This is a genomic window from Lelliottia jeotgali (assembly GCF_977070485.1).
Genome location: NZ_CDRVFO010000030.1, coordinates 1 through 25,538, shown reverse-complemented (window position 1 = coordinate 25,538; position 25,538 = coordinate 1). Strand labels below are relative to the sequence as shown.

General features: G+C 62.4%; 21 protein-coding genes. 13 read left to right on the top strand and 8 right to left on the bottom strand.

All coding sequences use genetic code 11. From position 1 onward, the window contains the following. Positions 1–287: 287 nt before the first annotated feature. Entirely contained in the window at positions 288–1,583 is a 1,296-nt protein-coding gene (locus tag ACW4TB_RS27015) for a mechanosensitive ion channel family protein (RefSeq protein WP_455843122.1), read from the bottom strand. Positions 1,584–1,694: 111 nt separating this feature from the next. On the opposite strand from ACW4TB_RS27015, the gene ACW4TB_RS27010 reads away from it, so the two are divergent. Further along, positions 1,695–3,053: a DEAD/DEAH box helicase gene (locus tag ACW4TB_RS27010; RefSeq protein WP_012315652.1), complete on the top strand. Its 1,359-nt coding sequence runs from the start codon at positions 1,695–1,697 to the stop codon at positions 3,051–3,053. A gap of 119 nt (positions 3,054–3,172) precedes the next feature. Here the strand turns inward: ACW4TB_RS27010 and ACW4TB_RS27005 are convergent, their stop codons facing one another. Continuing rightward, positions 3,173–3,445 carry a hypothetical protein gene (locus ACW4TB_RS27005; protein WP_012315651.1) on the bottom strand — a complete coding sequence of 91 codons (273 nt, stop codon included), beginning with the start codon at positions 3,443–3,445 and terminating at the stop codon, positions 3,173–3,175. Here ACW4TB_RS27005 and ACW4TB_RS27000 point away from each other — a divergent pair. The 6 genes from ACW4TB_RS27000 (at position 3,426) to ACW4TB_RS26975 (ending at position 7,735) form a co-directional block, all read left to right on the top strand. Further along, positions 3,426–4,661, top strand: a complete 1,236-nt coding sequence (locus tag ACW4TB_RS27000) for an ethanolamine utilization protein EutH (RefSeq protein ID WP_279933758.1) — start codon at positions 3,426–3,428, stop codon at positions 4,659–4,661. The two genes, ACW4TB_RS27005 and ACW4TB_RS27000, sit on opposite strands and share 20 nt — an antisense overlap. Before the next feature lie 83 nt (positions 4,662–4,744). After that, complete coding sequence (locus ACW4TB_RS26995) at positions 4,745–5,548, top strand: helix-turn-helix transcriptional regulator (RefSeq protein WP_012315650.1); 804 nt, start codon at positions 4,745–4,747, stop codon at positions 5,546–5,548. 171 nt (positions 5,549–5,719) lie between these two features. Further along, a complete protein-coding gene (locus tag ACW4TB_RS26990; protein ID WP_279933757.1) occupies positions 5,720–5,998 on the top strand; it encodes a BrnT family toxin in 279 nt (92 codons plus the stop codon). After that, complete coding sequence (locus ACW4TB_RS26985; protein WP_012315648.1) at positions 5,976–6,230, top strand: BrnA antitoxin family protein; 255 nt, start codon at positions 5,976–5,978, stop codon at positions 6,228–6,230. The genes ACW4TB_RS26990 and ACW4TB_RS26985 overlap by 23 nt, the downstream gene beginning before the upstream one ends. Positions 6,231–6,307: 77 nt before the next feature. Continuing rightward, a complete protein-coding gene (locus ACW4TB_RS26980; protein WP_012315647.1) occupies positions 6,308–6,703 on the top strand; it encodes a transcriptional regulator in 396 nt (131 codons plus the stop codon). 105 nt (positions 6,704–6,808) lie between these two features. Further along, positions 6,809–7,735: a DMT family transporter gene (locus tag ACW4TB_RS26975; RefSeq protein ID WP_012315646.1), complete on the top strand. Its 927-nt coding sequence runs from the start codon at positions 6,809–6,811 to the stop codon at positions 7,733–7,735. Between the two features lie 129 nt (positions 7,736–7,864). On the opposite strand, the gene ACW4TB_RS26970 is transcribed toward ACW4TB_RS26975, so the two are convergent. Continuing rightward, on the bottom strand, positions 7,865–9,034 hold the full coding sequence (locus tag ACW4TB_RS26970) for an MFS transporter (protein ID WP_012315645.1): 1,170 nt from the start codon (positions 9,032–9,034) through the stop codon (positions 7,865–7,867). Positions 9,035–9,140: 106 nt separating this feature from the next. Here ACW4TB_RS26970 and ptrR point away from each other — a divergent pair, with 106 nt between their 5' ends. After that, positions 9,141–10,034, top strand: a complete 894-nt coding sequence (gene ptrR / locus ACW4TB_RS26965) for a putrescine utilization regulator PtrR (RefSeq protein WP_279933756.1) — start codon at positions 9,141–9,143, stop codon at positions 10,032–10,034. A gap of 136 nt (positions 10,035–10,170) precedes the next feature. After that, entirely contained in the window at positions 10,171–10,287 is a 117-nt protein-coding gene (locus tag ACW4TB_RS26960; RefSeq protein WP_455843121.1) for a PA1414 family protein, read from the top strand. 149 nt (positions 10,288–10,436) lie between these two features. Here the strand turns inward: ACW4TB_RS26960 and ACW4TB_RS26955 are convergent, their stop codons facing one another. Continuing rightward, positions 10,437–11,816 (bottom strand): sodium:solute symporter, encoded by a 1,380-nt coding sequence (locus ACW4TB_RS26955; RefSeq protein ID WP_012315642.1) that lies wholly within the window; start codon positions 11,814–11,816, stop codon positions 10,437–10,439. A gap of 133 nt (positions 11,817–11,949) precedes the next feature. Next, positions 11,950–12,900, bottom strand: coding sequence for an agmatinase (speB, locus tag ACW4TB_RS26950; protein ID WP_012315641.1), 951 nt, complete (start codon positions 12,898–12,900; stop codon positions 11,950–11,952). A 224-nt stretch (positions 12,901–13,124) separates the two neighbouring features. On the opposite strand from speB, the gene ACW4TB_RS26945 reads away from it, so the two are divergent. From ACW4TB_RS26945 to ACW4TB_RS26935, 3 genes are all read left to right on the top strand, one after another. Next, positions 13,125–14,018, top strand: a complete 894-nt coding sequence (locus ACW4TB_RS26945) for a LysR family transcriptional regulator (RefSeq protein ID WP_012315640.1) — start codon at positions 13,125–13,127, stop codon at positions 14,016–14,018. A 137-nt stretch (positions 14,019–14,155) separates the two neighbouring features. After that, complete coding sequence (locus ACW4TB_RS26940; protein ID WP_254466260.1) at positions 14,156–15,721, top strand: methyl-accepting chemotaxis protein; 1,566 nt, start codon at positions 14,156–14,158, stop codon at positions 15,719–15,721. Positions 15,722–15,796: 75 nt separating this feature from the next. Further along, the gene (locus tag ACW4TB_RS26935) at positions 15,797–16,396 is read left to right on the top strand and encodes a tRNA-uridine aminocarboxypropyltransferase (protein WP_012315638.1); all 600 of its coding nucleotides are present in this window, start codon (positions 15,797–15,799) and stop codon (positions 16,394–16,396) included. Positions 16,397–16,583: 187 nt separating this feature from the next. Here the strand turns inward: ACW4TB_RS26935 and ACW4TB_RS26930 are convergent, their stop codons facing one another. The 3 genes from ACW4TB_RS26930 to ACW4TB_RS26920 form a co-directional block, all read right to left on the bottom strand. After that, complete coding sequence (locus ACW4TB_RS26930) at positions 16,584–17,939, bottom strand: HlyD family type I secretion periplasmic adaptor subunit (RefSeq protein WP_012315637.1); 1,356 nt, start codon at positions 17,937–17,939, stop codon at positions 16,584–16,586. 9 nt (positions 17,940–17,948) lie between these two features. Continuing rightward, the gene (locus ACW4TB_RS26925) at positions 17,949–20,084 is read right to left on the bottom strand and encodes a type I secretion system permease/ATPase (RefSeq protein WP_279933759.1); all 2,136 of its coding nucleotides are present in this window, start codon (positions 20,082–20,084) and stop codon (positions 17,949–17,951) included. A gap of 78 nt (positions 20,085–20,162) precedes the next feature. Beyond that, positions 20,163–21,536, bottom strand: a complete 1,374-nt coding sequence (locus ACW4TB_RS26920; protein ID WP_012315635.1) for a TolC family outer membrane protein — start codon at positions 21,534–21,536, stop codon at positions 20,163–20,165. Between the two features lie 466 nt (positions 21,537–22,002). Here ACW4TB_RS26920 and ACW4TB_RS26915 point away from each other — a divergent pair. After that, on the top strand, positions 22,003–25,538 hold a 3,536-nt coding region (locus tag ACW4TB_RS26915; RefSeq protein WP_455828711.1), incomplete at its 3' end, for a retention module-containing protein.

The following is a 25,538-nucleotide window of genomic DNA, read 5'->3' as shown; positions in this document are numbered from 1 at the left end:
GTTGTTGTACCTGCTGGGTTATGCGGGGTGATTTGGGGCTGCTGCGCAGCCCTTTCGCGACACAAGGCCGCTCCTACGGACGAGCTCAATCATCGCGGACGATACTGTTGTCGACGGTGGCTTCCTTAGTCACCTTGACCGGGTTGTTGTACCTGCTGGGTTATGCGGGGTGATTTGGGGCTGCTGCGCAGCCCTTTCGCGACACAAGGCCGCTCCTACAGACGAGCTCAATCCCCGGTAGGAGCGGCCTTGTGTCGCGAAAGGGCCGCAAAGCGGCCCCCACAATCTCAAGCCTCGCTCATTTCTTCCAGGCGACGTGGCACAGGCTCTACCGAAACGCGCCCCGCCAGCCCCACGCGCATGTCATTGCCACTCGGCTGCTGATACAAGCTCAGCCCAAACTCCGGCAACACCGCCAGCAAGTAATCGAAGATATCGCCCTGGATCCGTTCGTACTCGGCCCACACGGTCGTGGTGGTGAAGCAGTAGATCTCCAGCGGCACCCCCTCGGCGCCGGTCTGCATCTGCCGGACCATGCAGGTCATGCCTTGGTGCACGTTGGGGTGGTTCCTCAGGTAAGCCAGGGCAAAGGCGCGGAAGGTGCCGATGTTGGTCAGCTGGCGGCGGTTGGCCGACAGCTCGGCCACCGGCCCCAGAGCTTCGTTCCATTCATGGAGCTCCTGGCGCTTGCCGGCCAGGTAGTCACCGAGCAGGCGCACTCCGCTCAGGCGCTGTTCTTCTTCTCGGGTCAGAAAACGCACGCCCGCCGCATCGATGAACAGGCTGCGTTTGATCCGCCGGCCGCCCGATTGCTGCATGCCGCGGTAGTTGCGGAACGACTCGCTCATCAGCCGCCAGGTGGGGATCGAGACAATGGTCTTGTCGAAGTTCTGCACCTTAACCGTGTGCAGGGTGATATCGACCACATCGCCATCGGCGCCGACCTGGGGCATTTCGATCCAGTCGCCGACGTGCAGCATGTCGTTACTGGTGAGCTGCACGCTGGCGACGAACGACAACAGGGTGTCCTTGTACACCAACAGCAATACTGCCGACATCGCACCCAGGCCTGACAGCAGCAACAGGGGTGAACGGTCGATCAGGGTGGCGACGATGACGATGGAGGCGAAAATCCACAGCATCATCTTCGCCAGTTGCACATAGCCCTTGATCGAGCGGGTGCGGGCATGTTCGGTGCGGGCGTAGATGTCGAGCAGGCCATCGAGCAGGCACGACAGCGCCAGGGTCATGAACAGCAGGGTAAAGGCCAGCGCCATATTGCCAAGGAAGTGCTGGGCGGTATCGGACAGCTCCGGTACCAGTTTCAGCCCGAACTGGATGACCAGCGACGGTGTGGTCTGCGCCAGGCGGTGAAACACCTTGTTGTGGCGCAGGTCGTCGAGCCATTTGAGCGCAGGCTGGCGGGCCAGCAAGCGTGTGCCGTGCAGGATCAGAAAGCGCGCCAGGCGGCCGATTACCAGGGAAACCAGCAGCAGCACGGCCAGGCCGATGGCGGCGTGGAGCATGGGGTGTTGGTCGAGGGTGCCCCACAGGTCGAGGCTGTCGCGCCAGATTTTTTGCATATCCATGAGCTTGAGTACGGTCTTTGCTTGCGAAACGAAGCGCCATTAGAGCGCGGATGGCGACAAAGTTGCCAAAAGAAATTCGGCTCCGGCTGCAGAAAACGTTACCCTATGCAACTGAATTTCCCGCACTTGCCTGAGGTTACCTCCGTGTTCTCCCAATTCGCCCTGCATGAACGCCTGCTTAAAGCCGTGGCCGAGCTTAAATTTGTCGAGCCAACCCCGGTGCAGGCCGCGGCCATCCCCTTGGCCCTGCAAGGGCGTGATCTGCGTGTGACCGCGCAGACCGGCAGCGGCAAGACCGCGGCCTTCGTCCTGCCGCTGCTCAACCGCCTGGTCGACCTGAAAGGCGCGCGCGTCGAGATCCGCGCGCTGATCCTGCTGCCGACCCGCGAGCTGGCCCAGCAGACCCTCAAGCAAGTGCAGCTGTTCTCGCAGTTCACCTACATCAAGGCGGGCCTGGTCACCGGCGGTGAGGACTTCAAGGAACAGGCCGCCATGCTGCGCAAGGTGCCGGACGTGCTGATCGGCACCCCGGGCCGCCTGCTCGAGCAGCTCAATGCCGGCAACCTCGACCTGTCCCACGTGCAGGTGATGATCCTCGACGAAGCCGACCGCATGCTCGACATGGGCTTCGCCGAAGACATGGAGCGCCTGTGCAAGGAGTGTGAAAACCGCGAGCAAACCCTGCTGTTCTCGGCCACCACCGGCGGCGCGGCCCTGCGCGACATCATCGGCAAAGTGCTGAAAGACCCTGAGCACCTGATGCTCAACAGTGTTTCGCAGCTGGCGGAAGGCACCCGCCAGCAGGTCATCACCGCTGACCACGACCAGCACAAAGAGGCGATCGTGCAGTGGCTGCTGGCCAACGAAAAATTCGACAAGGCGATCATCTTCACCAACACCCGCGTGCTTGCCGACCGTATCTACGGTCACCTGGTCGCCAAAGACGTAAAAGCGTTCGTGTTGCACGGTGAGAAGGACCAGAAGGACCGCAAACTGGCCATCGAGCGGTTCAAGCAAGGCAGCTCCAAGGTACTGGTAGCCACCGACGTGGCGGCCCGTGGCCTGGACATCGACGGCCTCGACCTGGTGATCAACTTCGACATGCCGCGCAGCGGCGACGAGTATGTACACCGCATTGGCCGTACCGGCCGTGCCGGCGGCGAAGGCCTGGCGATTTCGTTGATCACCCACAATGACTGGAACCTGATGTCCAGCATCGAACGCTACCTCAAGCAGCAGTTCGAGCGCCGTGTGATCAAGGAAGTGAAGGGCACCTACAACGGGCCGAAGAAGGTAAAGGCGTCGGGCAAGGCTGCCGGCACCAAGAAGAAAAAGACCGAGAAGAAAACTGGCGACAAGAAGGCCGTGAAGCGCAAGCCTACCGCCAAGCCGAAGGCCAATGCACCGCTGACCAGCTCCGATGGCCTGGCACCGCTGAAAAAGCGCAAGCCTGCTGCTGAGTAATCAGTCAATGCTGGCCCTATCGCCGGCAAGCCGGCTCCCACAGGTACTCCATCAGCCTCAAGGGCGATGCAATCACTGTGGGAGCTGGCTTGCCGGCGATAGGGTCTTGATGTAATAGATCAATCCGCCTTCTTCTCCGCCTCCTTCAGCTCCTTGATCCGCTTGTCGATCAGCTGACACTTGTCGGGCAAGTCCTTGCTCGCCGTCCCCAGCTCCATCCCCTGGAGCTCATCGTTAATGTCCTTGGCTTTCTGCGGGTTCTGTTCGGTCAGCTGGCTCACCAGCCCGGCCAGTTCTTCACGTTTCTGGGTGGCCTCTTCCGGCGTGCAGGCCCAGGCGGGCAGGGCGCAGAACAGGGCGGTCGCACAGGCGATGCGCAGCAGCGGTTTCATCCTTTATACCTCCGGCGGTGGGGATGCCTGGTGGAGGCGCCTGCATGCCGGTAAGTTCCGCCTCCACGACCGGCGGAAGCCCCTGTGCACCGCTGGCCTGCACAGCATCGGCCCGATCTTCATCCCGGTGGCGGGCATCATGGCCGCCATCCCATACATCTCCAGCTTCATCAGCCAGTTCATTGGCCCGCTGTTCCTGGCCATGGGCGCCGATGCCGGCATCGCCGGACCGATCTTCATCGCCTCGGACCTGGGCGGTTACCAGCTGGCCCAGGCGCTGTCGCACAGCCCTGAAGGCTGGATTCTCGGCCTGATCACCGGTTTTCAGTGCGGTCCGACGGTGATCTTCGTCATCCCGGTGGGCCTGGCCATGCTCAACAAGGCCGACCACAAGTACATGGCGCTGGGCATCATGGCCGGTTTGCTGAGCATTCCGATCAGCATCGTACTGATTGCCATGGGCATGCAGGCCATGGGCCTTGGCGTGCGCCCGGACATCGCCACCGCAGGCGCGGCGACCCAGGCGCTGCACTTCACCCTGCCGACCTTGCTGCGCAACTTGTCGCCGCTGATCCTTTTCTGCGTGGCGCTGGCGGCGGCCCTGCGGTACTTCCCCAACCTGATGGTGAGCCTGTTCCTCAAGCTGGGGCAATTGATGTACGCGGCGGCGACGCTGGTACTGGTGGCGTCGATCGTCGAGTACTTCACCGGTGCATTCACTGCGCTGTTCGGCGGCTGGGGCTTTGCGCCGATCATCGCTGACAAGGACGACCAGTTCCGGGCGCTGGAAATTGCCGGTTACGTCGGCATCATGCTGTGCGGTGCGTTCCCGATGGTCTACCTGATCAAGCGCTTCCTGTCGCGGCCGATCGAAACGGTGGCCTCCAGGTTTGGCCTGTCGCCGGTGGGCGCTGCCGGCGTGCTCGCTGCTTCGGCGAACATCCTGGCAATGTTCCGCCTGGTGGGCGACATGCCGCCGAAAGACAAGGTGCTGGTGATCGCCTTCGCCGTGTGCGCAGCCTTCACCTTTGGTGACCACCTGGCCTATTCGGCCAACTTCCAGCCCACGCTCATTGGCCCGCTGATCATCGGCAAACTTGCCGGCGGCCTGCTGGGCATGCTCCTGGCCTACTGGCTGGCAGTGCCTAAAGCTGAGGAACTGGGCCGCCAGGAGCAACAGGCGGGGCTGTTGCCGGTCAGCGCACCGTTGCACTGACGGGGCCAGGCATCGTTCAATGCCGTCCGGCGCGTGCCGCAGGGCGGCATGCGTGCCCCTCTTTCCACCCGCAGGCCGCAGCCATGAACAGCGACCACGCCAACCGCCTGGCCACGGTGATTCGCAGCATCGGCAGCGACGCACTGGGCCCGGCCATCGACACTGCGCTCAAGGGCGTGGTCGATTACGACATGAGCTGCGCTTACCTGTTTCGCTTCAACCAGCCGGCGCTGTTGGTGCACGATGGCTACAACCAGCGGGTGACCGAGCGTACGCTCAAGGCGTATCTGCGCGGGGGCTATTTGCTCGACCCGTTCTACGTCGCTTGCACCAACAATCACCCCACGGGGCTGTGGCGCATGAGCGAGCTGGCGCCGGACAGCTTCTTCGCCTCGGGCTTTTCCATCTCGCCCGACATCCACCCCTGTGTCTCGTCGCACCACGGCAGCTTGATCGAAGAAATCGGCTTCATCGTCCCTGTGCGCCCACGCACGGCGCTGGTGTTTTCCTTGATGCGCGGCTTGCACAAGGGGGCGTTCGAAACCGATGAAACCCAACGCCTCGCTGCGCTGACGCCGCTGATCGATGCCATTTTCAGCCAGCACCTGCACCTTGCTCATGCCGAAGACTTGGCCGACCCGCAGGACTCGGACAGCCAGTTGGAAGACGCCTTCGTCGATATCCTCCAGGGCCAGTTGACCGAAACCCAGCGGCATGTGGCCAAGCTGATTTTGCAGGGGCACAGCAGCCAGTCGATCTCGCGGGCGCTGGGGATTTCGGCAGGGACGGTCAAGGTGCACCGGCACAACATCTGGCAGCGGTTGGGGATTGCCGGGAATGCGGAGTTGTTTCGGTTGTTTATTGGCTATCTCACCAAGCAGCAATGATCTGAAGGCTATGGCCTGTAATGGATCTGTGCGGCTTTTCTATCTCGGCTGTAATCCCTTTCCGAAACTGGCGTTTAACCTCCTGGCCCCATTGATGCGCGAGTGACCTCGTCCTAGTCTCGCGATGAAAGAGGAGGTATCGTATGTACATCTGTAAATACAGGGCGCCCCATGATATTTGAGTGGGACGCAACGAAAAATCAAACCAATATCCGAAAGCACGGCATCGATTTCGCTGATGTTCCCGACATGTCCAACCATCCCATGTTGACCCGACGGGACGACAGCGCACAATACGCTGAGGAGCGCTGGGTAAGCTTGGGATGGCTCAATGCCTTGCTTGGGGTAGTCGTGTACACGGGGAGGCAGGGTGAGGTAATCCGCATCATTTCCGCACGTAAAGCCACCAGATGGGAGGCCAAGCACTATGACCAAAGCATCGAAAACTGATTGGAGCCGCCTGGCTCAAATGGACGATAAAGATATTGATACCTCGGATATCCCCGAGTTGGACCAGGCTTTCTTCCAGCAGGCTGAACTGCGTGTCCCGGCGAAGCAGGCAGTAACCATTCGCCTGGACGCTGATGTCCTCACCTGGTTCAAGGATCAGGGGGCGGGTTATCAGACGCGGATTAATCAGTTGCTGCGCCAGTACATGCAAGCCCAGCAGCGCCAGCGCTGAGATCTTTTGGAACGCACCAGACCCGCGACCGGTCCCAAGCTGTGTACCCCATGCGTCCACAGCAAGAGGCCATAGCCATGAGCATTACCTACGACTGGGACCTGATCGAGCGCTTGCTGCACGAAGTGCAGAACGGCGCCGGTCACAGCTTCACACCACGCCCCTATGCCGAGCAGCACGCTGCGGCTCTGGCCGCCGAGGGCCAGCCGGTGGGGGATGTGGACCATCTGAAAACCCGTGCCTGCGAGTACGAGAAGCTGCTATTCGAGCGCGGCTTCGTCGAGAGCCGGCCGCCAGAGGATGGCGGCAATGGAGAGAACTTCGTGCTCACCGAGCGCGGGTCGCGGCTGTTGAGCCTGATCGACAGCAGCATCCCGGGCTTCGAGCACCCGCGCCAGGTACTGGATGACCAGGAAGATGCGCTGGACGAAACCACCTTCGAGCACGTGTCTGCAAAAGCGCAGATCGCTTGAGGTCGTTTTGAGGCTGGCAAGGTCGGCCAAGGAAACCCGATAATCGGTGTTCTTTGAAAACTGCCGAGCCTTGCCCATGCCATCGATCACTCAGGAGGGCCGCCTATGAGCGCGGCCCGCAAGAGCCCCGACGCCTTTGCCTTTCAGGTCATGCTGGGGCTGTGCCTGATCTGGGGTTGCCAACAGGTACTGATCAAGTCTGCGGCGGTTGATATTGCACCGGTGATGCAGGCAGCACTGCGTAACGGCCTTGCGGCCGTGCTGGTCGGCTTGATGATCTGCTGGCGCGGTGGCTGGGGGCAGGTGGGGAGCACCTGGCGTGGCGGGTTGCTTGCCGGCGGTTTGTTTGGCCTGGAGTTCCTGTTCATCGCCGAGGGGCTGAAGCTGACATCGGCGGCGCACATGTCTGTGTTCCTCTATACCGCGCCGGTGTTCACGGCACTTGGGCTACATTTCATGCTGCCCAGCGAGCGGCTGCGCCTGCTGCAGTGGCTGGGCATTCTGTTGGCGTTCGGCGGAATTGCTACTGCGTTTGCCGGGGGCGTGTCGTTCGAAGAGATGGACGGGCGCATGCTGCTTGGCGATGCCTTCGGTGTGCTGGCCGGTTTGGCTTGGGGTGCGACCACCGTGGTGGTACGGGGTTCGCGCTTGTCCGAGGCACCTGCGACGTTGACCCTGTTCTACCAACTGGCAGTAGGTTTTGTCGGGTTAGTGCTGATCGCCCTGCTCAGCGGGCAGATCGACAAGGTCTCGTGGACGCCCTTGGCGGTCGGCAGCGTGCTGTTCCAGGGCATTGTGGTGTCGTTTGTCAGCTACCTGACGTGGTTCTGGTTGCTGCGTAAGTACTTGGCCTCGAATTTGGCGGTGTTTTCCTTCATTACCCCATTATTTGGGGTGACGTTTGGCGTGCTCTTGCTGGATGAACCGCTGAGTGTGAATTTTGTGCTTGGGGCCGTAATGGTTTTGCTCGGCGTGGTGCTGGTCAGTGCCGAGCCTTGGGTGAAGCAGCAATTGCGAAGGGTTGTGGGATAGGGGTTGCTGTTAATGGCCCTTCGCCGGCAAGCCGGCTCCCACAGGTACCCCACTAAACCTGAGGGCAGCGGGGCATCCGTGGGAGCCGGCTTGCCGGCGATAGGGCCGGTATTGATCAACCTTGATCCATCACGCAACCCGCCCTGCAATTTGGCAGTTCTGGTTGTTGCGTGTGCCGTTAAGAACCAATACCCCCGCCAGCCCCAACCCAGCCGCCGCCATTACCAGTGCCGGCTGCAGGCTCCCGCTGTAATGGTTGCTCAACGCCGCCAGCAACGGCCCGCTCAATTGCCCCAGCGCAAAGCACGCAGTCAGCAGCCCGGCATTGCGTTGCGTCGCATGCGGTGCCAGCTCCCGCGAGCGTTGCATCACCAACTGCATGCATGCCAGGAACGGCGTACCGCAGAGCACTACGCCCAAGGCGAGGCCAAGGCCACCACCCATCAGGCAGGCCAGTACGCCAAGGCCTTGCAGCCACAAGGTCGCGGTCAGCCAGGCCGAAGTGCGGCCGGCGCGTCGCACACTCACCAGCACCACGCCTAACGCCGCCGCCACACCAAACGCTGGCCAGAACAGGTCGGCCATCCAGTTGTCCTGGAACTGTTGGTTGGCCATTTGCGACAGGAACGTGGCCGGCAGGATGTAACCCACGCCATACAAGGCATACACCAGGCCAAGGCGGCCAATGCCAACGCTGCGCGTCGCCCCTTGCTGCGCCGTGCTCGGTACCACGGCGGGTGCCTGAGCGCGAGGCAGCCAAGGGCACACCGCCAGTAGCATGACCAGCGCGGCAACGGCATACAGCAGCCACAACGCTGCCGAGCTCAGCCCCAGCAAGTGAGCGACCAGCGCCAGCAGGCCGGTGACGGCGATGCCCAGGCCGGGCCCGGCGAACACCAGGGCGCCCAGGCGCGGACGGCTGTTGGCGTTGGCCAGTTGCTGGCTGAGGCTGGTGATCATCACCAGCACCCAGGCACTGGCAACACCCGTGCCGAAGCGCAGCAGCAGGTGGCTCCAGAACCCGTCCGCAGCCCAGGACGCCAGGGTCAGCACTACACAGAGCCACAGGCCGCCATGCAGGCGCAGCCTGACCTGGGCTGGCGTGCGGGCGAACATGGCGTCTGCCGCGCCAATGAAATAGCCCAGGTAGTTGGCCGCCGCGACCAGGCCTGCGGCGGTCAGGTCGAACTGGCCTTCGGCGATCAGTTGCGGCAGTTGCGGGGTGAGAGCGAAGCGGCCGATGCCCATGGCCATCATCAGGGCTACGGCGCTGGCCAGCAGTTGTACGAACGGCGACATGAGGACACTCCTGCGCGGATGTAAACGATGGATGGCAGGTTAGGGCGCTTTTGTTTTCAATAAAATTGAATAATGATGATCAAGTTGTTCTGTTTTGGAGAATGTCATGGAGTTCAGCCAGCTGCGCATCTTCCAGGCGGTCGCAGAGGAAGGTTCCATCACGCGCGCCGCCGAGCGCCTGCACCGGGTGCCGTCGAACCTGTCCACGCGCTTGCGCCAGCTTGAAGAGCAACTGGGCGTAGAGCTTTTCTTGCGTGAACGCCAGCGCCTGCAGTTGTCCCCCGCTGGCAAGGTGCTGCTGGATTACGCCAACCGCCTGGCGGCGCTGCGTGACGAAGCCATGGCGGCGGTACAGGGTGGGCAGCCGGCCGGCGACTTCGTCCTGGGCACCATGTACAGCACGGCGGCCATTCACCTGCCAGCGCTGTTGGCGCGCTACCATCAGGCCTATCCGGCCGTTAACTTGCAGGTGCAGGCGGCCCCCAGTGGCGAGTTGCTCGAGGGGTTGCTCAGCCACCGCCTGGACGCCGCACTGGTGGACGGGCCTCCGAGCCTGGCAGGGCTCGATGGAGTGCCATTGTGCGAAGAAGAACTGGTACTGATCACCAGCCCTGAACACCCAACAGTGCACAGCGCCAGGGATGTCGCGGGCAAGGCGGTGTTCACCTTCCGCCAGGGCTGTTCCTACCGGATGCGCCTGGAGGCGTGGTATGCCCATGCACATACGCCCATGGGGCGGGTAATGGAGATCGAGTCTTACCAGAGCATGCTGGCCTGTGTGATAGCCGGCGCGGGCGTGGCGCTGATGGCGCAATCGATGCTCGACAGCCTGCCGGGGCGTGACCGCGTTCGGGTCCATCGCCTGCAGGCGCCGTTCGATCAGGCGGTGACCTGGCTGATGTGGCGGCAGGGGATGCGAGGGGCGAATTTGCAGGCGTGGGTCGATTTGCAACAAAGCGAAACGATTAGCCAGCCGTCGGAATCCACCGTTTCCGCTTGATCCGCGTCAAACTTGCCCCTATCTGTAAGTACAAGGGCATGCGTAATGCAGGACATCGGGCTATGATCTGTATGAAACATCTCAGGATTGATTGACCGAGAGGCTGACCCGTCAAGGGGGCACTATGAAAAACCAAATGTTCAACTGGCTCCACGACTTGGCTGTCGCCCTGGGGCTGATACCACCACCCTTGCAGCCGGTGCCTATCCCGACTGATGAAGAGCAGCGCAGGCGCCAGCCGCGTCGTCGTTGAAACCAACAAGGCCGCGATATCAGTGATGATGGCGCGGCTTTTTTGTTGATCTTTTTCGGGGCATGCCTTGAATCTGCGGGCGCCCTTGAGATTGAGCGCTGCCCGCGCGGCACTCGAGCTCAAGGGCGCTGCTTAAAGTCTGTGGCACTTCAAGCAAGCGTAACCGCACCCACCGGTTTGCGCGACAGCAGGCTGACCAGCACGAAGCTCACCAGGCCAACCGCCAGGCTGTAGTAGATCGGCGTATTGGCGTCCAGCCCATCCTTGAACATGAACAACAGTGCCGTGGCAAAGCCTAGCGACATGCTGGCGATGGCCCCTGCAGTGGTCGCACGTTTCCAGAAGATTGCCCCGATCAGCGGGATCAGCATGCCGCCGACCAGCAGGTTGTAGGCCAGCGTCAGTGCGCTGATCACATCGTTCACCGCCAGGGCGATGCCCAGCACCACCAAACCGGTGAGCAGGGTGAACAGGCGGCTGACACCCAGGCTCGACTGCTTGCCGCCACGCAGTTTTGGCAACAGGTCCTCGGTAATGGTGGTCGAGGCAGCCAGCAGGCCGGCACTGGCGGTCGACATCATCGCTGCCAGGGCAGCGGCCATCAGCAGGCCACGGATACCATCAGGCAACTGGCTCTTGATCATCTCGGCGAACGCGTTGTTCGGGTTGGCCAAGTCCGGCATCAGCACATGCGCGGCCATGCCGATCAGGGCGCAGGCCAGGCCATATAGCACGCAGTACAGGCCTGCAGTCGTACCGGCACGTTGGCAGACCTTCTCGTCACGGGCGGTGAACACCCGCTGCCAGATGTCCTGACCGATCAGGATGCCGAAGAAGTAGATCAGGAAGTAGGTGATGATGGTGTCCCAGCCGATGGTGGTCCAGGCGAAGCTGGCCGCCGGCAGCTTGGCTACCAGGGTGTCCCAGCCACCGGCGTTGTACAGGCACACCGGCAGCAGGATGAACATCAGGCCCACGGTCTTGATCACGAACTGGACGATGTCGGTCAGGGTCAACGACCACATGCCGCCGATGGTCGAATAGACCACCACCACGCCGCCGCCGAGCAGCAGCGACATCCAGAACGGCAAGTCCAGCAACACCTGCAGGACAGTCGCCATGGCCAGGGTCGAGGTGACGCCGATCATCAGCGCATAGGCCAGCATGATTGCCGCACTGGCCTGGCGCGCCATGGGGTTGTAGCGACGCTCCAGTACCTGGGTCACGGTGAAGATCTTCAGGCGCAGCAGCGGTTTGGCGAGGAACAGGTTGAGGGCGATGATGCCCAGGCCCAGGGCTGCGCACAGCCAGAAGCCGGAGATGCCATGCACATAGCCAAGGCGTACGGTGCCTACGGTGGAGGCGCCGCCGAGCACGGTGGTGGCCATGGTACCCATGTACAAGGTCGGGCCCAGGTTGCGCCCTGCCACCAGGTAGTCTTCGTGGGTTTTTGCGCGCCGCATGCCATACCAGCCCAGCCCGAGCATGCCGGCGGTATAGATCATTACAACAATGATGTCCAAGGCCATTGGGGGTCTCCCGATTATCTTTATTATGGCGAGATCGACCGCTCAGGCGGGCTCACGGCGCCTGGCGGTCTTGTCTTGTGTTGGCGGGCCTCTGTGGCCCTCCCTCATGGCTCCTGCCGGGGTGCAGCAAGTTTCAGCGGCGCACGACGCCCGGCAGCACGCAGAGCATTTCGAACAGCAGGTTGGCACCGAGCAGCGAGGTGTTGCCGGTGGTGTCGTAAGGCGGGGAGACTTCGACAAGGTCACAGCCGATCAGGTCCAGGCCGTGGCAGCCGCGAATGATCTCCATCGCCTGGATGGTGGTCAAGCCGCCGATTTCCGGTGTGCCGGTGCCCGGGGCCCAGGCCGGGTCGATACCGTCGATGTCGAACGACAGGTACACCGGGCCGCCGCCGACTTTTTCGCGCACTTCGGCCATCAGCGGTTCCAGCGATTTGTGCCAGCACTCTTCGGCCTGCACCACACGAAAGCCCTGGCGGCGGCTCCAGTTGAAGTCGTCGGCGGTGTAGCCCTGGGCGCGCAGGCCGATCTGGACCACGCGGTCGCAATCGAGCAGGCCCTCTTCTACCGCGCGGCGGAAGGTGGTGCCGTGGGCGATTTTTTCGCCGAACATGTGATCGTTGACGTCGGCGTGGGCGTCGATGTGCACCAGGCCGATCTTGCCGTGTTTCTTGTGCAGGGCGCGCAGGATCGGCAGGGTGATGGTGTGGTCGCCACCCAGCGTCATCGGGATGACATTGTGCTCGACGATCTCGTCGTAGGCTTCTTCGATGATGCGCACGGCGTCGAGCAGGTTGAAGGTATTGATCGCCACGTCACCGATGTCGGCCACCGACAGCGAGTCGAACGGGGCGGCACCGGTGGCCATGTTGTACGGGCGGATCATCACCGATTCGGCGCGGATCTGCCGTGGGCCGAAGCGGGTGCCGGAGCGCAGTGAGGTGCCGATGTCCAGCGGCACGCCGATGAACGCGGCGTCCAGACCTTCGGCGCTTTGCAGGTGGGGGAGACGGAGCATGGTGGCGATGCCGCCGAAACGCGGCATTTCGTTGCCGCCCAGTGGTTGATGGAGAACTTTGTCCACGGTGGGCCTCATCAGTCGGTCGATTGTTTTGTTTGTTCGAACCTGTGCCGCCGCGCGCCTTGAAATGTGGTTATGCCGGCGGGCAGGGACATTTCGGCCAAGTCTGCTCAAGGTAGTGCGTGGGAAAAATCGCTACCGGCAAATACTTACTTCAGGAATTTCTGAACTAAATGCCACCGCAGCGGTTAGACTGCGCGCAAATGACACCGCGGAACCGTTGCACCATGGCCTCGACCTTGCCCGACCTGAAACTGCTGCGCATCTTTGTCAGCGTGGTGCGCCACCAAGGCTTCGCCAATGCCCAGCGCGATCTCAACCTGTCGACCTCGGCCATCAGTACCTACATGAGCCAGCTCGAAGGTGCCCTGGGCATCGTGCTGTGCCACCGCGGGCGTGGCGGTTTCAGCCTGACCAGCAAGGGCGAGCTGTTCCATCAGGAGACTTTGCGCCTGCTGGCGGAGCTCGATGGCTTCGAGCAATACGCCGCAGCGCTCAAGGGTGAGCTGCGCGGTACGCTCAACCTCGGGGTGATCGACTCAACCGTGGGCGACCGCGCGCTGCCTTTGGCTGAAGCGATCGGAGCCTACAGCCAGGAGCACCCTGCGGTGCACCTGCACCTTTCGGTATCCAGCCCCTATGAGCTGCAGCTTGGCGTGCAGGACAACCGCCTGGACCTGGCTATCGGGGCGTTCTCCTCGCGCATGAGTGGCCTGGTTTACCAGCCGCTGTACCGCGAGCAGCATTGGTTGTACTGCAGCAGCCGCCACCCTTTGTTCGCCGAGCGGCGTATCCCCGAACCGGTGGTGACCCAGCAGCGCATGGTCGGGCGCGGTTACTGGAGCCAGGCGGAGTTGGCCCGGCATGGCTTCAAACACAGCGCGGCGACCGTCGAAAGCATGGAGGCGCAGCTCATTCTGATCCTGTCAGGTGCCTATATCGGCTATCTGCCTGAGCACTATGCCCAGGCTTGGGTCGACAAGGGCGACCTGCGCGTATTGTCTCCGGCCACTTTCGGCTATCAGGCGCCATTTTCGCTGATAATCCGCCGCGGGCGCAGCCGTGAACCCTTGATTCAGACCTTCCGTGACCTGCTCAAAAGCCAGCTCAATGTTGGCTGATGAACAGGAGGTTTTGGTCATTCCGTCGGGATGAATAAATTTCCTACAAACCTGACTACTACGCTGATGGCGTTCTGCTAAACCTCTACTTGCTTTGATGATTTTCCCCTTCATCTATACATGCAAGGACCGCCCAGATGCGCATGAATTTGCCCGTCACTGAGCATGAAAGAACGTTTTCCAGCGACCAGCGGCTGATCTCTACCACCGACGTGAACAGCCGCATCACTTACTGCAACGACGCGTTCGTGGCCATCAGCGGGTTCACCTACGACGAGCTGGTGGGCCAGACCCACAACCTGGTGCGTCACCCCGACATGCCACCGGCGGTTTTCGGGCATATGTGGGACACCATCAAACAAGGCAAACCCTGGATGGGCGTGGTGAAGAATCGCGCCAAGAACGGTGATTTCTACTGGGTGAGTGCTTATGTCACCGCCATTTATGAAAACGGCCGCATCAGCGGCTACGAGTCGGTGCGGTCGGTGCCCAGCCGTGAGCAGATCCGCCGCGCAGAACGGCTGTATGCGCGTCTGCGCGCCGGTCGCCCGGCTGTACCCTGGGCCGCGCGGCTGGGGCGTGGCGTTGGCGATGGCTGGCCGCTGATCGGCGCAGGCCTGTTGTCGGCCGCCGGCTACCTCTGGTTACCGCCCTATGCAGCGCTGGGCGTGCTGATGGCCAGTATGCTGTTGGCCTGGTACCTGATTGAACAACGGCATAACCAGGCGATCCGCCGCACACTGGCCGAACATCCCAAGGCCTTCACCAGCCCGCTGGTAGCGCTGACGTACAGTGACAATCCGGGCCTGCACGGTCAGCTCGACCTGGCGATCATCAGCGAGGAAGCAAGGCTGCAAACTGCCCTGACACGCCTGGTGGACGCCGGCGTCGGCGTGAAGTCGCGGGCAGCCCAGTCAGCCGACCTGTCCGATGCCCAGGCGCAGATGCTCGATCGCCAGCGCAGTGAGACCGATCAGTCGGCCACCGCCATTGCGCAGATGGCGGCGACCATTCAGGAAGTGACGCATAACGTGCAAAGCACCGCGCATGCTGCAGGCGATGCCGATCAGTTGGCGCAGCAGGGCAGCGAACTGGCCCAGCAAAGCCTCAAGGCGATGGGCAGCATGAGTGAGGCGGTCAGCGACATCGGCCAGGCGGTCAATGCCCTGGCTCAGCAGACCCAGTCGATCGGCAGTGTGGTCGACACCATCACCTCGATTGCCGAACAGACCAATTTGCTGGCGCTCAATGCCGCGATCGAGGCGGCGCGGGCGGGTGAGCAGGGCAGGGGCTTTGCCGTGGTGGCCGATGAGGTGCGCTCGCTGGCGCAGCGCACGCGCACCTCGACCGAGGAGATCCACCAGATCATTGCCTCCCTGCGCGTTGGCGCCGAGCGGGCGGTAAGCACGGCCAGCCGCGGTGAGCAGATCTCACGGGACAGCGTGCACAGTGTCGAGGCGGTGCAGTCGGCGCTGGCCGGGATTGCCCAGGCGGTCAGCCGCATCACTGGCATGAGCCAGCAGATGGCGACGGCGTCGGAGCAGCAGAGCCACGTGGCCGAAGACATCAACCAGCAGATCGTGCGCATCGCCCAGCTGTGTGACCAGACGGCAGGGCAGGCCAAGCAGGGGGCTGAAATCAGCCAGGACCTGGAGCGAATGGCCGAGTATCTGCACAGCCTGGCGGAGCGCTTCAACCGCTGATTTACCGCCTCTCCCACAAGGATGTGGGGCTTTTCCTCAGGGCTGTGGCACACTGCGCCCGGTAAGGAGAAGCCGATGTCCAGACCCCGCTGCGAGCGCTGCCTGCGCCCGCTCGATCACTGCCTTTGCCCACTGATCCCCTCGCTCGACAGCCGCACCCGCGTGGTCCTGCTGCAGCACCCCAGTGAAACCTCGCACGCCCTGAATACCGCACGCCTGGCTGCCCTTGGCCTGGTCAATGCCGAGTTGCGCGTCGGCGAGGTGTTTGAAGACCTGGGTGATTTGCTGGATGCACCTGAGTATCGGCCGGTGCTGTTGTTCCCAGGTGAGCAGGCCCAAGTGCTTGCAGCCTACGGCGATACAGACGACAGGTCACTGATGCTGATAGTCCCCGATGGCACCTGGCGCAAGGCTCGCAAGCTTTTGTACCTAAATCCGCTGCTCGAAGCGTTGCCCAGGGTGACGCTGGCGCAGGTGGCGCCCTCGCGCTACCGTGTACGCAAGGCGCCGGAGCCGGGAGCGGTGTCGACCATAGAGGCCGTGGTGCAGGCATTGAATGTGCTGGAGCAGCCGGCCTGTTTCGATGAGTTGCTGCGCCCGTTCGAAGTGTTGATCGAGGGGCAGATCAGGGCTATGGGGCCTGAGACGTTCCAAAGAAATCACGGTGAAGGCTGACACCTGCACTGTCAGTGCCGTTCTCTCCACACGATTGCAGGCGCTTTGTAGGTGCCCGCAGCCTCGTGCCATGGCGGCTGTGCGTGGGAGGCCTTCGGGTCTGCCGGGTTCCAAGTTCCCGGTTCGCCAACCTGCGTACAGCTGCCACCCTCGCGAATAACCCCGCGAACGGGCCCTGGCAAACCGTTCACCGCTCCCGCAACGCCTCGGTCCGTGCCTTGAGCACCGGCTTGAGCAGATAATCCAGCACACTCTTCTGCCCGGTGATGATATCTACCGTGGCGACCATCCCGGGGATGATCAGCAGCGGTTTGTTATCGCCTCCCAGGTGGTTCTTCTCGGTGCGCACCTGAATCAGGTAAAACGCATTGCCCTTGTCATCGGTCACGGTATCGGCACTGATCAACTCAAGCTTGGCCTTCATGCCGCCATAAATGGTGTAGTCATACGCACTGAACTTCACCATCGCCGGCTGCCCCGGGTGCAGGAATGCCACGTCCTGTGGCCGCACCTTGGCCTCGATCAGCAGGTTGTCCTCGATCGGCACGATCTCCACCAGGTCGCTGCCCGGCTGCACCACGCCGCCAATTGTGTTGACTTTGAGCATCTTGACGATGCCATGCACCGGCGAAACCACGGTAGTGCGGTTGACCCGGTCGTCGATGGCGATGCTGGTGGCGGTGATCTTCGACAGCTCCGTGCGTTTGTCGTTGAGCTCCTTGGCGGCCTCGGAGCGGAAGCTGGCATCCGATTCCTGGATCTTGCTCCTGATCTCGGCCACGGCTGCCTCGGCGCGGGGGATGGCCAGGCTGGTGGCGTTGAGCTGGCCGCGAGCTTCCACGGTACGTTGCTTGAGGCGCAGGATTTCTACCGGTGAAATGGCACCCTTGCTCACCAGCGGCGCGGACATGTTTAGTTCCTGCTGCAGCAGGCCTACCGCCGAGCGGTACTGTTCGACCTTGGAACGGAACTCGGCCAGCTCTTGGGTTTTCTGTCGCAACTGCTCGTTGAGGGTCTGCTTTTCACTGGCCAGGCGGCGCTGGCGCGAGTCGTACAGCGACAGTTCGTCCTCGGCCACCTGGGGCGCCTTGGCGCGGACCTCCTCGGACAGCACAAAGGGCCGCCCTTCGGCTTCGGCGGACAGCCGCTCGACCTGGGCGGTCAGGGCGTAGCGGTCGGCCTCGCTTTCACCTTTGTTGGACTTGAACCGCGTGTCGTCCAGGCGCAGCAGGGTGGCGCCTTTGTCCACCATCTGGCCTTCGCGCACGAAAATCTCGGTGACGATGCCGCCCTCCAGGTTCTGCACCACCTGCACCTTGCTCGAAGGGATCGCCTTGCCTTCGCCGACAGTCACCTCGTCGAGCACCGCCAGGCTTGCCCAGATCACTGCCGCCAGCAGTAGCGCCGCTGCCAGCCACACGGTCAGGCGTGACAGGCGCGGGGAGTCTTGCAGGGTGGCGCTGGCCAGTTCTGGCATGTAGTCGTGTTCGGTGCGCTTGTCAGCGCTGCTGTGGGTACTGCGCACGCTGTGGCCGATGGGCATGGAAACCTCCTAGAGAGCTGCGCCAATACGGCCCTTGCGCAGGGCATCGATAACCGCATCCTTTGGCCCGTCGGCGACGATCTTGCCGTTGTCCAGCACCAGCAGCCGGTCCACCAGGCTCAGCATCGAGGTGCGGTGGGTGACCAGCAGCAGGGTCTTGCCGGGCACCCAGTTCAGCAGTCGCTGGCGCAGTTGCTCTTCGCTGCTGTTGTCCATGTGGCTGGTAGGTTCGTCGAGGATCAGGATGGGCGGCTCCAGCAACAGCGCGCGGGCCAGCAGCACGGCCTGGCGCTGCCCGCCGGAAAGCAATTGGCCGCGTTCGCCCACCGGGCGGTCGAAACCCTGCGGGTGCTGGCGGGCCAGCTCGCTGACGCCGGTCAGTTCGGCCACTTCGAGCATGCGTGCATCGCTTACGTGGCGGGCACCGAGGGTCAGGTTGTCACGCAGGCTGCCGGCCAGCAGCGGCAGGTCATGGGCGACGTAGCCAAGCTGGCTGCGCAGGTCGGCGATGTCCAGTTGGCGCAGGTCGAGGTTGTCCAGCAATACCTGGCCTTCTTCCGGGTGATGAAAGCCCATCAGCAGGCGGCCCAGGGTGCTTTTGCCCGAGCCGCTGCGGCCGATGATGCCAATCCGCTCACCCGGCTTTATGGCCACGTTCACATCCTGCAGTGCCGGGCTGGTCTGTGCCGGGTAGCGGAAGCTGACATGGCTGAGGGTCAGGCCGCCCTTGAGGGTAGTGTGCTCCAGGGCTTGCTGTTCGGCCTGGCGTTCTTGCGGCAGGGCCATCAGGGCATCGGTGCTGCGCATCGTCAGTTGCGCTTGCTGATAGCGGGTGATCAGCCCTGCAATCTGGCCGAGCGGTGCCAAAACCCGGCTACCGAGCATGTAACTGGCTACCAGAGCGCCGACACTGAGGTTGCCAGCGATGATGCTGTATACCCCGGCGACGATGGTGGCCATGCCGCAGAATTGCTGGATGAACAGCGTGCCGTTGCTGGCCAGCGACGACAGGTTGCGGGCGTGGGCGTCGAGGCGGGCCATGGCGCCATTGGTGTGTTCCCACTGGTACTGGCGCTCGCTCTCGGCACCGCAGGCCTTGAGGGTTTCCAGGCCACCGAGGGTTTCGATCAGCAATGCCTGGCGTACCGCACCGAGGCTGAGGCTTTTTTGCACGGTGTCGCGCAGGCGTGCCTGGATGAACAGGGCAAAGCCCACCGCCAGCGGGAAGGCGATCAGCGGGATCAGTACCAGCCAGCCGCCCAGCAGGCCGATCACCAGTAGCATGAGGGCGACGAAGGGCAGGTCGATGATGCTGGTCAGGGTAACTGCGGTAAGGAATTCGCGCAGGCCCTGGAAGTCGTGGATGCTCTGGGCGAAGCCGCCGATGCTGGCAGGTTTGGCTTTCATGGCCATGCCGGTGATGCGTTCGAACAGAGCGGCGGAGAGGATCAGGTCGGTCTTCTTGCCTGCCTGGTCCAGCAGGTGGGCGCGGACCATGCGCAGCACCAGCTCGAAGGCGGTGCCTATGAACAGGCCGGCGACCAGTACCCACAAGGTTGAAAGTGCCTGGTTGGGTACCACGCGATCATAGGTCTGCATCACGAACAGCGGCACCATCAGGCCCAGCAGGTTGATCAGCAGGCTGGCCAGCAAAGCATCGCCGTACAGCCAGCGGGAATGGCGCAAGGTATCGCGGAACCAGGCCTCGACCCGCGGCAGCAGCGGCGAGCGGACTTCCTCCAGGGTATGACGGGGTCGTGCGAACAGGGCGTGACCTGCGTAGGCCTGTTCCAGCGCCTCGCGCGCTACCCATTGTTCGCCGCCCTCAGCCTCGCAGGGCAGGATCAGCGCCTGACCATCTTCGCTCCAGCGCTGCAGCACCGCGCTGCGGCCGTCTTTGAGCAACAGCAGCACCGGCAGGTTGAGCGGCGAAATGGTCGCCAGCTCACGCTGCAGCACACGCCCTTGCAAGCCGGCACGCGCGGCAGCGCGTGGCAGCAAATCCGCCCCCAGGCGTTGTTGAAACAGTGGCAGCCCACTGCTCAGGCTGGCGCGGCTGGCCGGCCGACCGTGCAGGCGGCACAGAATCAGCAGGCCATCGAGCAGGGGGTCATCGACATCGGGGCGCGGTTGTGCGCTTTGCATACTGGTCACGATGAACTACTCCCGCCACGGTGTAAGGGGGTGAGGCGCGGTGCTGCGTGCCAGTTGGGTGCGACTGGCTCAACGCATGTCGGGCAACCTGGCCTCGGTGCGTACGTCGTTGTTGGCGATGGCCTCTGGCGGCAGTGAAATACGCTGTTTGCTCAGCAGCTCACCCATGGTCGCCAGCACGCGATACATCGAGTACTCCTCGGTGTAACGCACCTCGGTGTAACGGCGGTTGGCGTTGTACAGCTCATTCTCGCTGTCCAGCACATCGAGCAGGGTGCGTTGGCCCAGGCCGAACTGGTCCTGATAGGCGGCGCGCACACGTTGCGTCGTTTCTGCGTACTCACGGGCGGTAGGGGTCTGTTTACGGGCGTTGTTCATCGCGTTCCAGGCCAGGCTGAGGTTTTCGGTCAGCTCGCGCAGCGCGTTGTTGCGGATGTCCAGTGCCTGGTTGATCTTGTGCGCGTCGGACTGCAGGCGGGCCTTGTCGCTGCCGCCGCGGAACAGGTTGTAGCTGAGTTCGACGCCGGCCTGCCAGTCGTTGTTGCTGTGGCCTTTTTCGCCACCGAGGTTGTTGTTGGCGCCGGTGGCCAGCACCGCGTCCAGCCGTGGGTAGAAAGGCGATTTGGCCACTTCGTACTGCTGCTCGGCGGCATTGACGTCGGCCTGGGCAGATTTCAGGTAGGGGTTGTTCTGGCGCATGCCTTCGCGCGCCTCGTCCAGAGTGCCTGGCATTTCTACCTTGACCGATTGCGGACCTTCCAGTTCATCCGGCAGGCGGCCGACCACACTGTAGAAATTGGCCTCGGCATCGGCCAGGTCGACCTCGGCGGTGTCCAGATTGTTTTCCGCCAGAGCCCGGCGTGCACGGGATTGGTCAAGGTCGGCGGTGCTGCCCACGCCCCGCTCGCTACGCAGGCCTATCTGATCGCTGACGCGCAGGTGCGCCTGCAGGTTGTTCTTTGCCAGGGTCACCAGCTCGCGGCGTTTCAGCACTTCCAGGTACACCTCGATGGCGCGCAGGGCGACATCTTGGGCGACGGCCTGAGTGTAATAGGCGCGGGAGGTGGCCACCGCCTCGGTACGGCCCACTTCGTTGGCTGTGTTGAAACCATCGAAGATCATTTGCCGAAGACGCAGTTCGGACTGGGTGTAGTTCAGGGTTTCCTTGTTGTGGTTGCGGGTACCGTCAGCGTTCAGGCCGCGGGTGTTGAGGTTGTCCGAGCGCTGTCTGCCGTACCCGGCTACCAGGTCGACGGTTGGATAGTACCCACCACGGGCAAATTTCACGTCCTCGTCGGCTGACAACCTGCTGTTACGGTTGGAGCTTATTTCCGGGTGGTAGTCCACAGCGCTCTGGACAGCCTCGGTGAGCGACATCGCCTGAACGTTGGCGCACGCCATGGCCAACAGAATTGCACTGGTGATGGGGTTGAACACGCGCATGGGGTACTTCTCCCTGATCTCAAAATGGCCCTGCTATTCGCCAAAAAAATGACGATTTTTATAGTTCAAACCGTTTCATGTTTGTAACAACAGAGCTAAGAACATTTAGCGCGCGAGCTAAGAAGATTTTTTCATAAGCCCTATGCGAAAAAAAACTTATGCGGTCTATCGAAACCAAGACATTGTTTCAATCAAGTGATTTCGGAAGCCGCTGTAGCCTGCGAGTTTCCTGCATCGCACTGAGTTCCAGATTTTTTATAGCTAAGGACGTGGGGTAGGTAGGTAAAAGCGGAATTTGGCGACAAAAATTTGGCATCAGATGGTGGCAAATTTACATTATGACTATCGCCAAATCAGTGACCTTCGAGCACGATTCTCATGGTTGAGACATTCGGACGCGAAGCCGTTGACCTCCATCTGCCATGTTGTTGGCTGTGTAGCCAATCGGTTAGGGAGGCGTGCGCTCATGGCTAAGTTAGTCGGTGTGGTCAGTAAGGTGATGGGGCAAGTATTCGCCGTTGGCAGCGATGGCAGCCGGCGTCCTCTGATCGAGGGCGACCGCCTATATGCGGGCGAGCAGTTGCAAACGGGGCTCGCAGGCGCCGTGGCTGTACGCTTGGATAATGGCGCCGAGCTGACACTCGGCCGCGACAGCAGCCTGGCGATGACCCAAGAGCTCCTGGCTAACCAGGCAGCCCCTGTACAGACTCAGGACGTTGCGCCGAGCGAGGCGCAATTGAGCGATGTCGAGCGTATTCAGCGGGCGATTGCCGCCGGCGACGACCCTAGTGTCAACACCGAAGCCCCTGCCGCGGGAAATGGCGGCAACGGCGCGCCAGGCGCACTGGGCGGTGGCCACAGTTTTGTGTTGCTTACCGAAGTGGCGGATCGGGTTGATCCGGTGGTTGGTTTTCCCACTGCCGGTTTCAATGGCATTCCTGAATTGGCGAACCGCTATGTGGGTGGCCTGGACGGCAGTGGGCGCGACTCCTTGGGGGCTGGCAACGGTGGCGATGGTGGCCTGCCGCCCAATCCACCCATCCCGCCGGTCGACGAAGACCGTCCGGTAGAGCTCTCCGGGTTGAATGTGAGCCCCGCCGAGCTGATTTTGGATGAGGCCAATCTGCCCCTGGGGTCGGCCAGCAACCCCGCAACTCTGACTCAGCAAGGCAGCTTTACCGTGCTGGCACCTGACGGGGTGTACAACCTCAGTGTGGGTGGCATCAACGTGGTGACGGCTGGTGTGGTGACCGGTGTTGGTCAATCGATCACCACGGGCCTGGGCAACACCCTGACCATTACCGGGTATAACCCTGCAACGGGCGTGGTGAGCTACAGCTACACCCTGACCGGTGCCGAGCAGCACGTCGAGGGCGCGGGCAACAACTCACAGAGCGAACACTTGCCGGTACTGGTCAGCGACAGCGACGGCGATGTTGCCCAAGGGTCGCTGGACGTGGTCCTGCGTGACGATGTACCCCAAGCCGTGGATGACAGCAATGCGGTTGCCGCTACCGAACAGCAAACCGAACTGACCGGGAATGTACTGGGCAATGACGTGCAGGGCGCCGACCGTGTGCCCGGTGGCCCGGTAATCGCCGGGACCTTCACCGGTACTTACGGCACCTTGGTGCTGGCCGCAGACGGTTCCTATACCTACACGCTGAACACCAGCGACCCGGACTTCATGAGCCTGGGCGGCGGTGGCCAGGGCGTGGAGAGTTTCACCTACACGATCAAGGACGCCGACGGCGATACCAGCAGCGCGACATTGACGCTGAACGTGACCAACCTCAACGACCCGGTGACGCTGGATGGGCTTGGCGTGCAGGGCGGCGAACTGACGGTATCTGAAAGCAACCTGCAGGACGGCAGCGCACCCGATGCCGGCGCCCTGACCCAGCAGGGCACCTTCAAGATTACCGCCCCAGACGGTTTGCAGACCCTGAGCGTGGGTGGCATCAGTGTGGTCAGTGGTGGTGTGGCGGCAGGCTTCCCGCAGTCGATCGTCACACCTGAAGGCAACACCCTGACCGTGACCGGGTATGACCCGGCGACGGGTGTGGTGAGCTACAGCTACACCTTGGTGGACAACGAAAACCACCCCGGCGGGGAGGGCAGCATCAGCGAAGTGTTCCAGGTGATCGCCAAGGATGTCGATGGCAGTACTGCGACCGGCAGCCTGGATGTGACCATCCGTGACGATGTGCCCCAAGCCGTGGATGACAGCAATGCGGTTGCGGCTACCGAACAGCAAACCGAACTGACCGGGAATGTACTGGGCAATGACGTACAGGGCGCCGACCGTGTGCCCGGTGGCCCGGTAATCGCCGGGACCTTCACCGGTACTTACGGCACCTTGGTGCTGGCCGCAGACGGTTCCTATACCTACACGCTGAACACCAGCGACCCGGACTTCATGAGCCTGGGCGGCGGTGGCCAGGGCGTGGAGAGTTTCACCTACACGATCAAGGACGCCGACGGCGACACCAGCAGCGCGACACTGACGCTGAACGTGACCAACCTCAACGACCCGGTGACGCTGGATGGGCTCGGCGTGCAGGGCGGCGAGCTGACGGTATCTGAAAGCAACCTGCAGGACGGCAGCGCACCCGATGCCGGCGCCCTGACCCAACAGGGCACCTTCAAGATCACCGCACCAGACGGTTTGCAGAGCCTGAGCGTGGGTGGCATCAGTGTGGTCAGTGGTGGTGTGGCGGTAGGCTTCCCGCAGTCGATCGTCACACCTGAAGGCAACACCCTGACCGTGACCGGGTATGACCCGGCGACGGGTGTGGTGAGCTACAGCTACACCTTGGTGGACAACGAAAACCACCCCGGCGGGGAGGGCAGCATCAGCGAAGTGTTCCAGGTGATCGCCAAGGATGTCGATGGCAGTACTGCGACCGGCAGCCTGGATGTGACCATCCGTGACGATGTGCCCCAAGCCGTGGATGACAGCAATGCGGTTGCCGCTACCGAACAGCAAACCGAACTGACCGGGAATGTACTGGGCAATGACGTGCAGGGCGCCGACCGTGTGCCCGGTGGCCCGGTAATCGCCGGGACCTTCACCGGTACTTACGGCACCTTGGTGCTGGCCGCAGACGGTTCCTATACCTACACGCTGAACACCAGCGACCCGGACTTCATGAGCCTGGGCGGCGGTGGCCAGGGCGTGGAGAGTTTCACCTACACGATCAAGGACGCCGACGGCGACACCAGCAGCGCGACACTGACGCTGAACGTGACCAACCTCAACGACCCGGTGACGCTGGATGGGCTCGGCGTGCAGGGCGGCGAGCTGACGGTATCTGAAAGCAACCTGCAGGACGGCAGCGCACCCGATGCCGGCGCCCTGACCCAACAGGGCACCTTCAAGATCACCGCACCAGACGGTTTGCAGAGCCTGAGCGTGGGTGGCATCAGTGTGGTCAGTGGTGGTGTGGCGGCGGGCTTCCCGCAGTCGATCGTCACACCTGAAGGCAACACCCTGACCGTGACCGGGTATGACCCGGCGACGGGTGTGGTGAGCTACAGCTACACCTTGGTGGACAACGAAAACCACCCCGGCGGGGAGGGCAGCATCAGCGAAGTGTTCCAGGTGATCGCCAAGGATGTCGATGGCAGTACTGCGACTGGCAGCCTGGACGTGAATATCGTCGACGATCTACCTCAGGCTGATGACGATCAGGCTACCGTGGCTAAAGGCGGTGTGGTGTATGGCAACGTGATGTACAACGACGTGGTTGGCGCTGACATCCGTGGCGACGGCCAATATGTGGTCGGTGTGCGCGCCGGTAGCGATACCTCCACGTCGGCTATCGGCCAGCTCAACACCCAGGTCAATGGCCAGTACGGCTACCTGACCATCGATGCCCAGGGCAACGCCGAGTACCACTCCAACCCCAATGTCACCTCACCACGGGATGCCGTCGATACCTTCGTCTATACCATTCGCGACGCCGATGGCGACGAAAGCACCACTACCATCACCATCAA

Bases quoted from the DNA above. Each gene is read 5' to 3' on its own strand.
- ACW4TB_RS26940 (WP_254466260.1), top strand. From the start codon at position 14,156: ATGCGCATGAATTTGCCCGTCACTGAGCATGAAAGAACGTTTTCCAGC.
- ACW4TB_RS26960 (WP_455843121.1), top strand. From the start codon at position 10,171: ATGTTCAACTGGCTCCACGACTTGGCTGTCGCCCTGGGGCTGATACCA.
- ACW4TB_RS26980 (WP_012315647.1), top strand. From the start codon at position 6,308: ATGAGCATTACCTACGACTGGGACCTGATCGAGCGCTTGCTGCACGAA.
- ptrR (WP_279933756.1), top strand. From the start codon at position 9,141: ATGGAGTTCAGCCAGCTGCGCATCTTCCAGGCGGTCGCAGAGGAAGGT.
- ACW4TB_RS26995 (WP_012315650.1), top strand. From the start codon at position 4,745: ATGAACAGCGACCACGCCAACCGCCTGGCCACGGTGATTCGCAGCATC.
- ACW4TB_RS26955 (WP_012315642.1), bottom strand. From the start codon at position 11,816: ATGGCCTTGGACATCATTGTTGTAATGATCTATACCGCCGGCATGCTC.
- ACW4TB_RS26970 (WP_012315645.1), bottom strand. From the start codon at position 9,034: ATGTCGCCGTTCGTACAACTGCTGGCCAGCGCCGTAGCCCTGATGATG.
- ACW4TB_RS26990 (WP_279933757.1), top strand. From the start codon at position 5,720: ATGATATTTGAGTGGGACGCAACGAAAAATCAAACCAATATCCGAAAG.
- ACW4TB_RS26935 (WP_012315638.1), top strand. From the start codon at position 15,797: ATGTCCAGACCCCGCTGCGAGCGCTGCCTGCGCCCGCTCGATCACTGC.
- ACW4TB_RS26930 (WP_012315637.1), bottom strand. From the start codon at position 17,939: ATGCCCATCGGCCACAGCGTGCGCAGTACCCACAGCAGCGCTGACAAG.
- ACW4TB_RS27005 (WP_012315651.1), bottom strand. From the start codon at position 3,445: ATGAAACCGCTGCTGCGCATCGCCTGTGCGACCGCCCTGTTCTGCGCC.
- ACW4TB_RS26920 (WP_012315635.1), bottom strand. From the start codon at position 21,536: ATGCGCGTGTTCAACCCCATCACCAGTGCAATTCTGTTGGCCATGGCG.
- ACW4TB_RS27000 (WP_279933758.1), top strand. From the start codon at position 3,426: ATGCGCAGCAGCGGTTTCATCCTTTATACCTCCGGCGGTGGGGATGCC.
- ACW4TB_RS26945 (WP_012315640.1), top strand. From the start codon at position 13,125: ATGGCCTCGACCTTGCCCGACCTGAAACTGCTGCGCATCTTTGTCAGC.
- ACW4TB_RS26985 (WP_012315648.1), top strand. From the start codon at position 5,976: ATGACCAAAGCATCGAAAACTGATTGGAGCCGCCTGGCTCAAATGGAC.
- ACW4TB_RS27010 (WP_012315652.1), top strand. From the start codon at position 1,695: ATGCAACTGAATTTCCCGCACTTGCCTGAGGTTACCTCCGTGTTCTCC.
- ACW4TB_RS26925 (WP_279933759.1), bottom strand. From the start codon at position 20,084: ATGCAAAGCGCACAACCGCGCCCCGATGTCGATGACCCCCTGCTCGAT.
- ACW4TB_RS27015 (WP_455843122.1), bottom strand. From the start codon at position 1,583: ATGCAAAAAATCTGGCGCGACAGCCTCGACCTGTGGGGCACCCTCGAC.
- ACW4TB_RS26975 (WP_012315646.1), top strand. From the start codon at position 6,809: ATGAGCGCGGCCCGCAAGAGCCCCGACGCCTTTGCCTTTCAGGTCATG.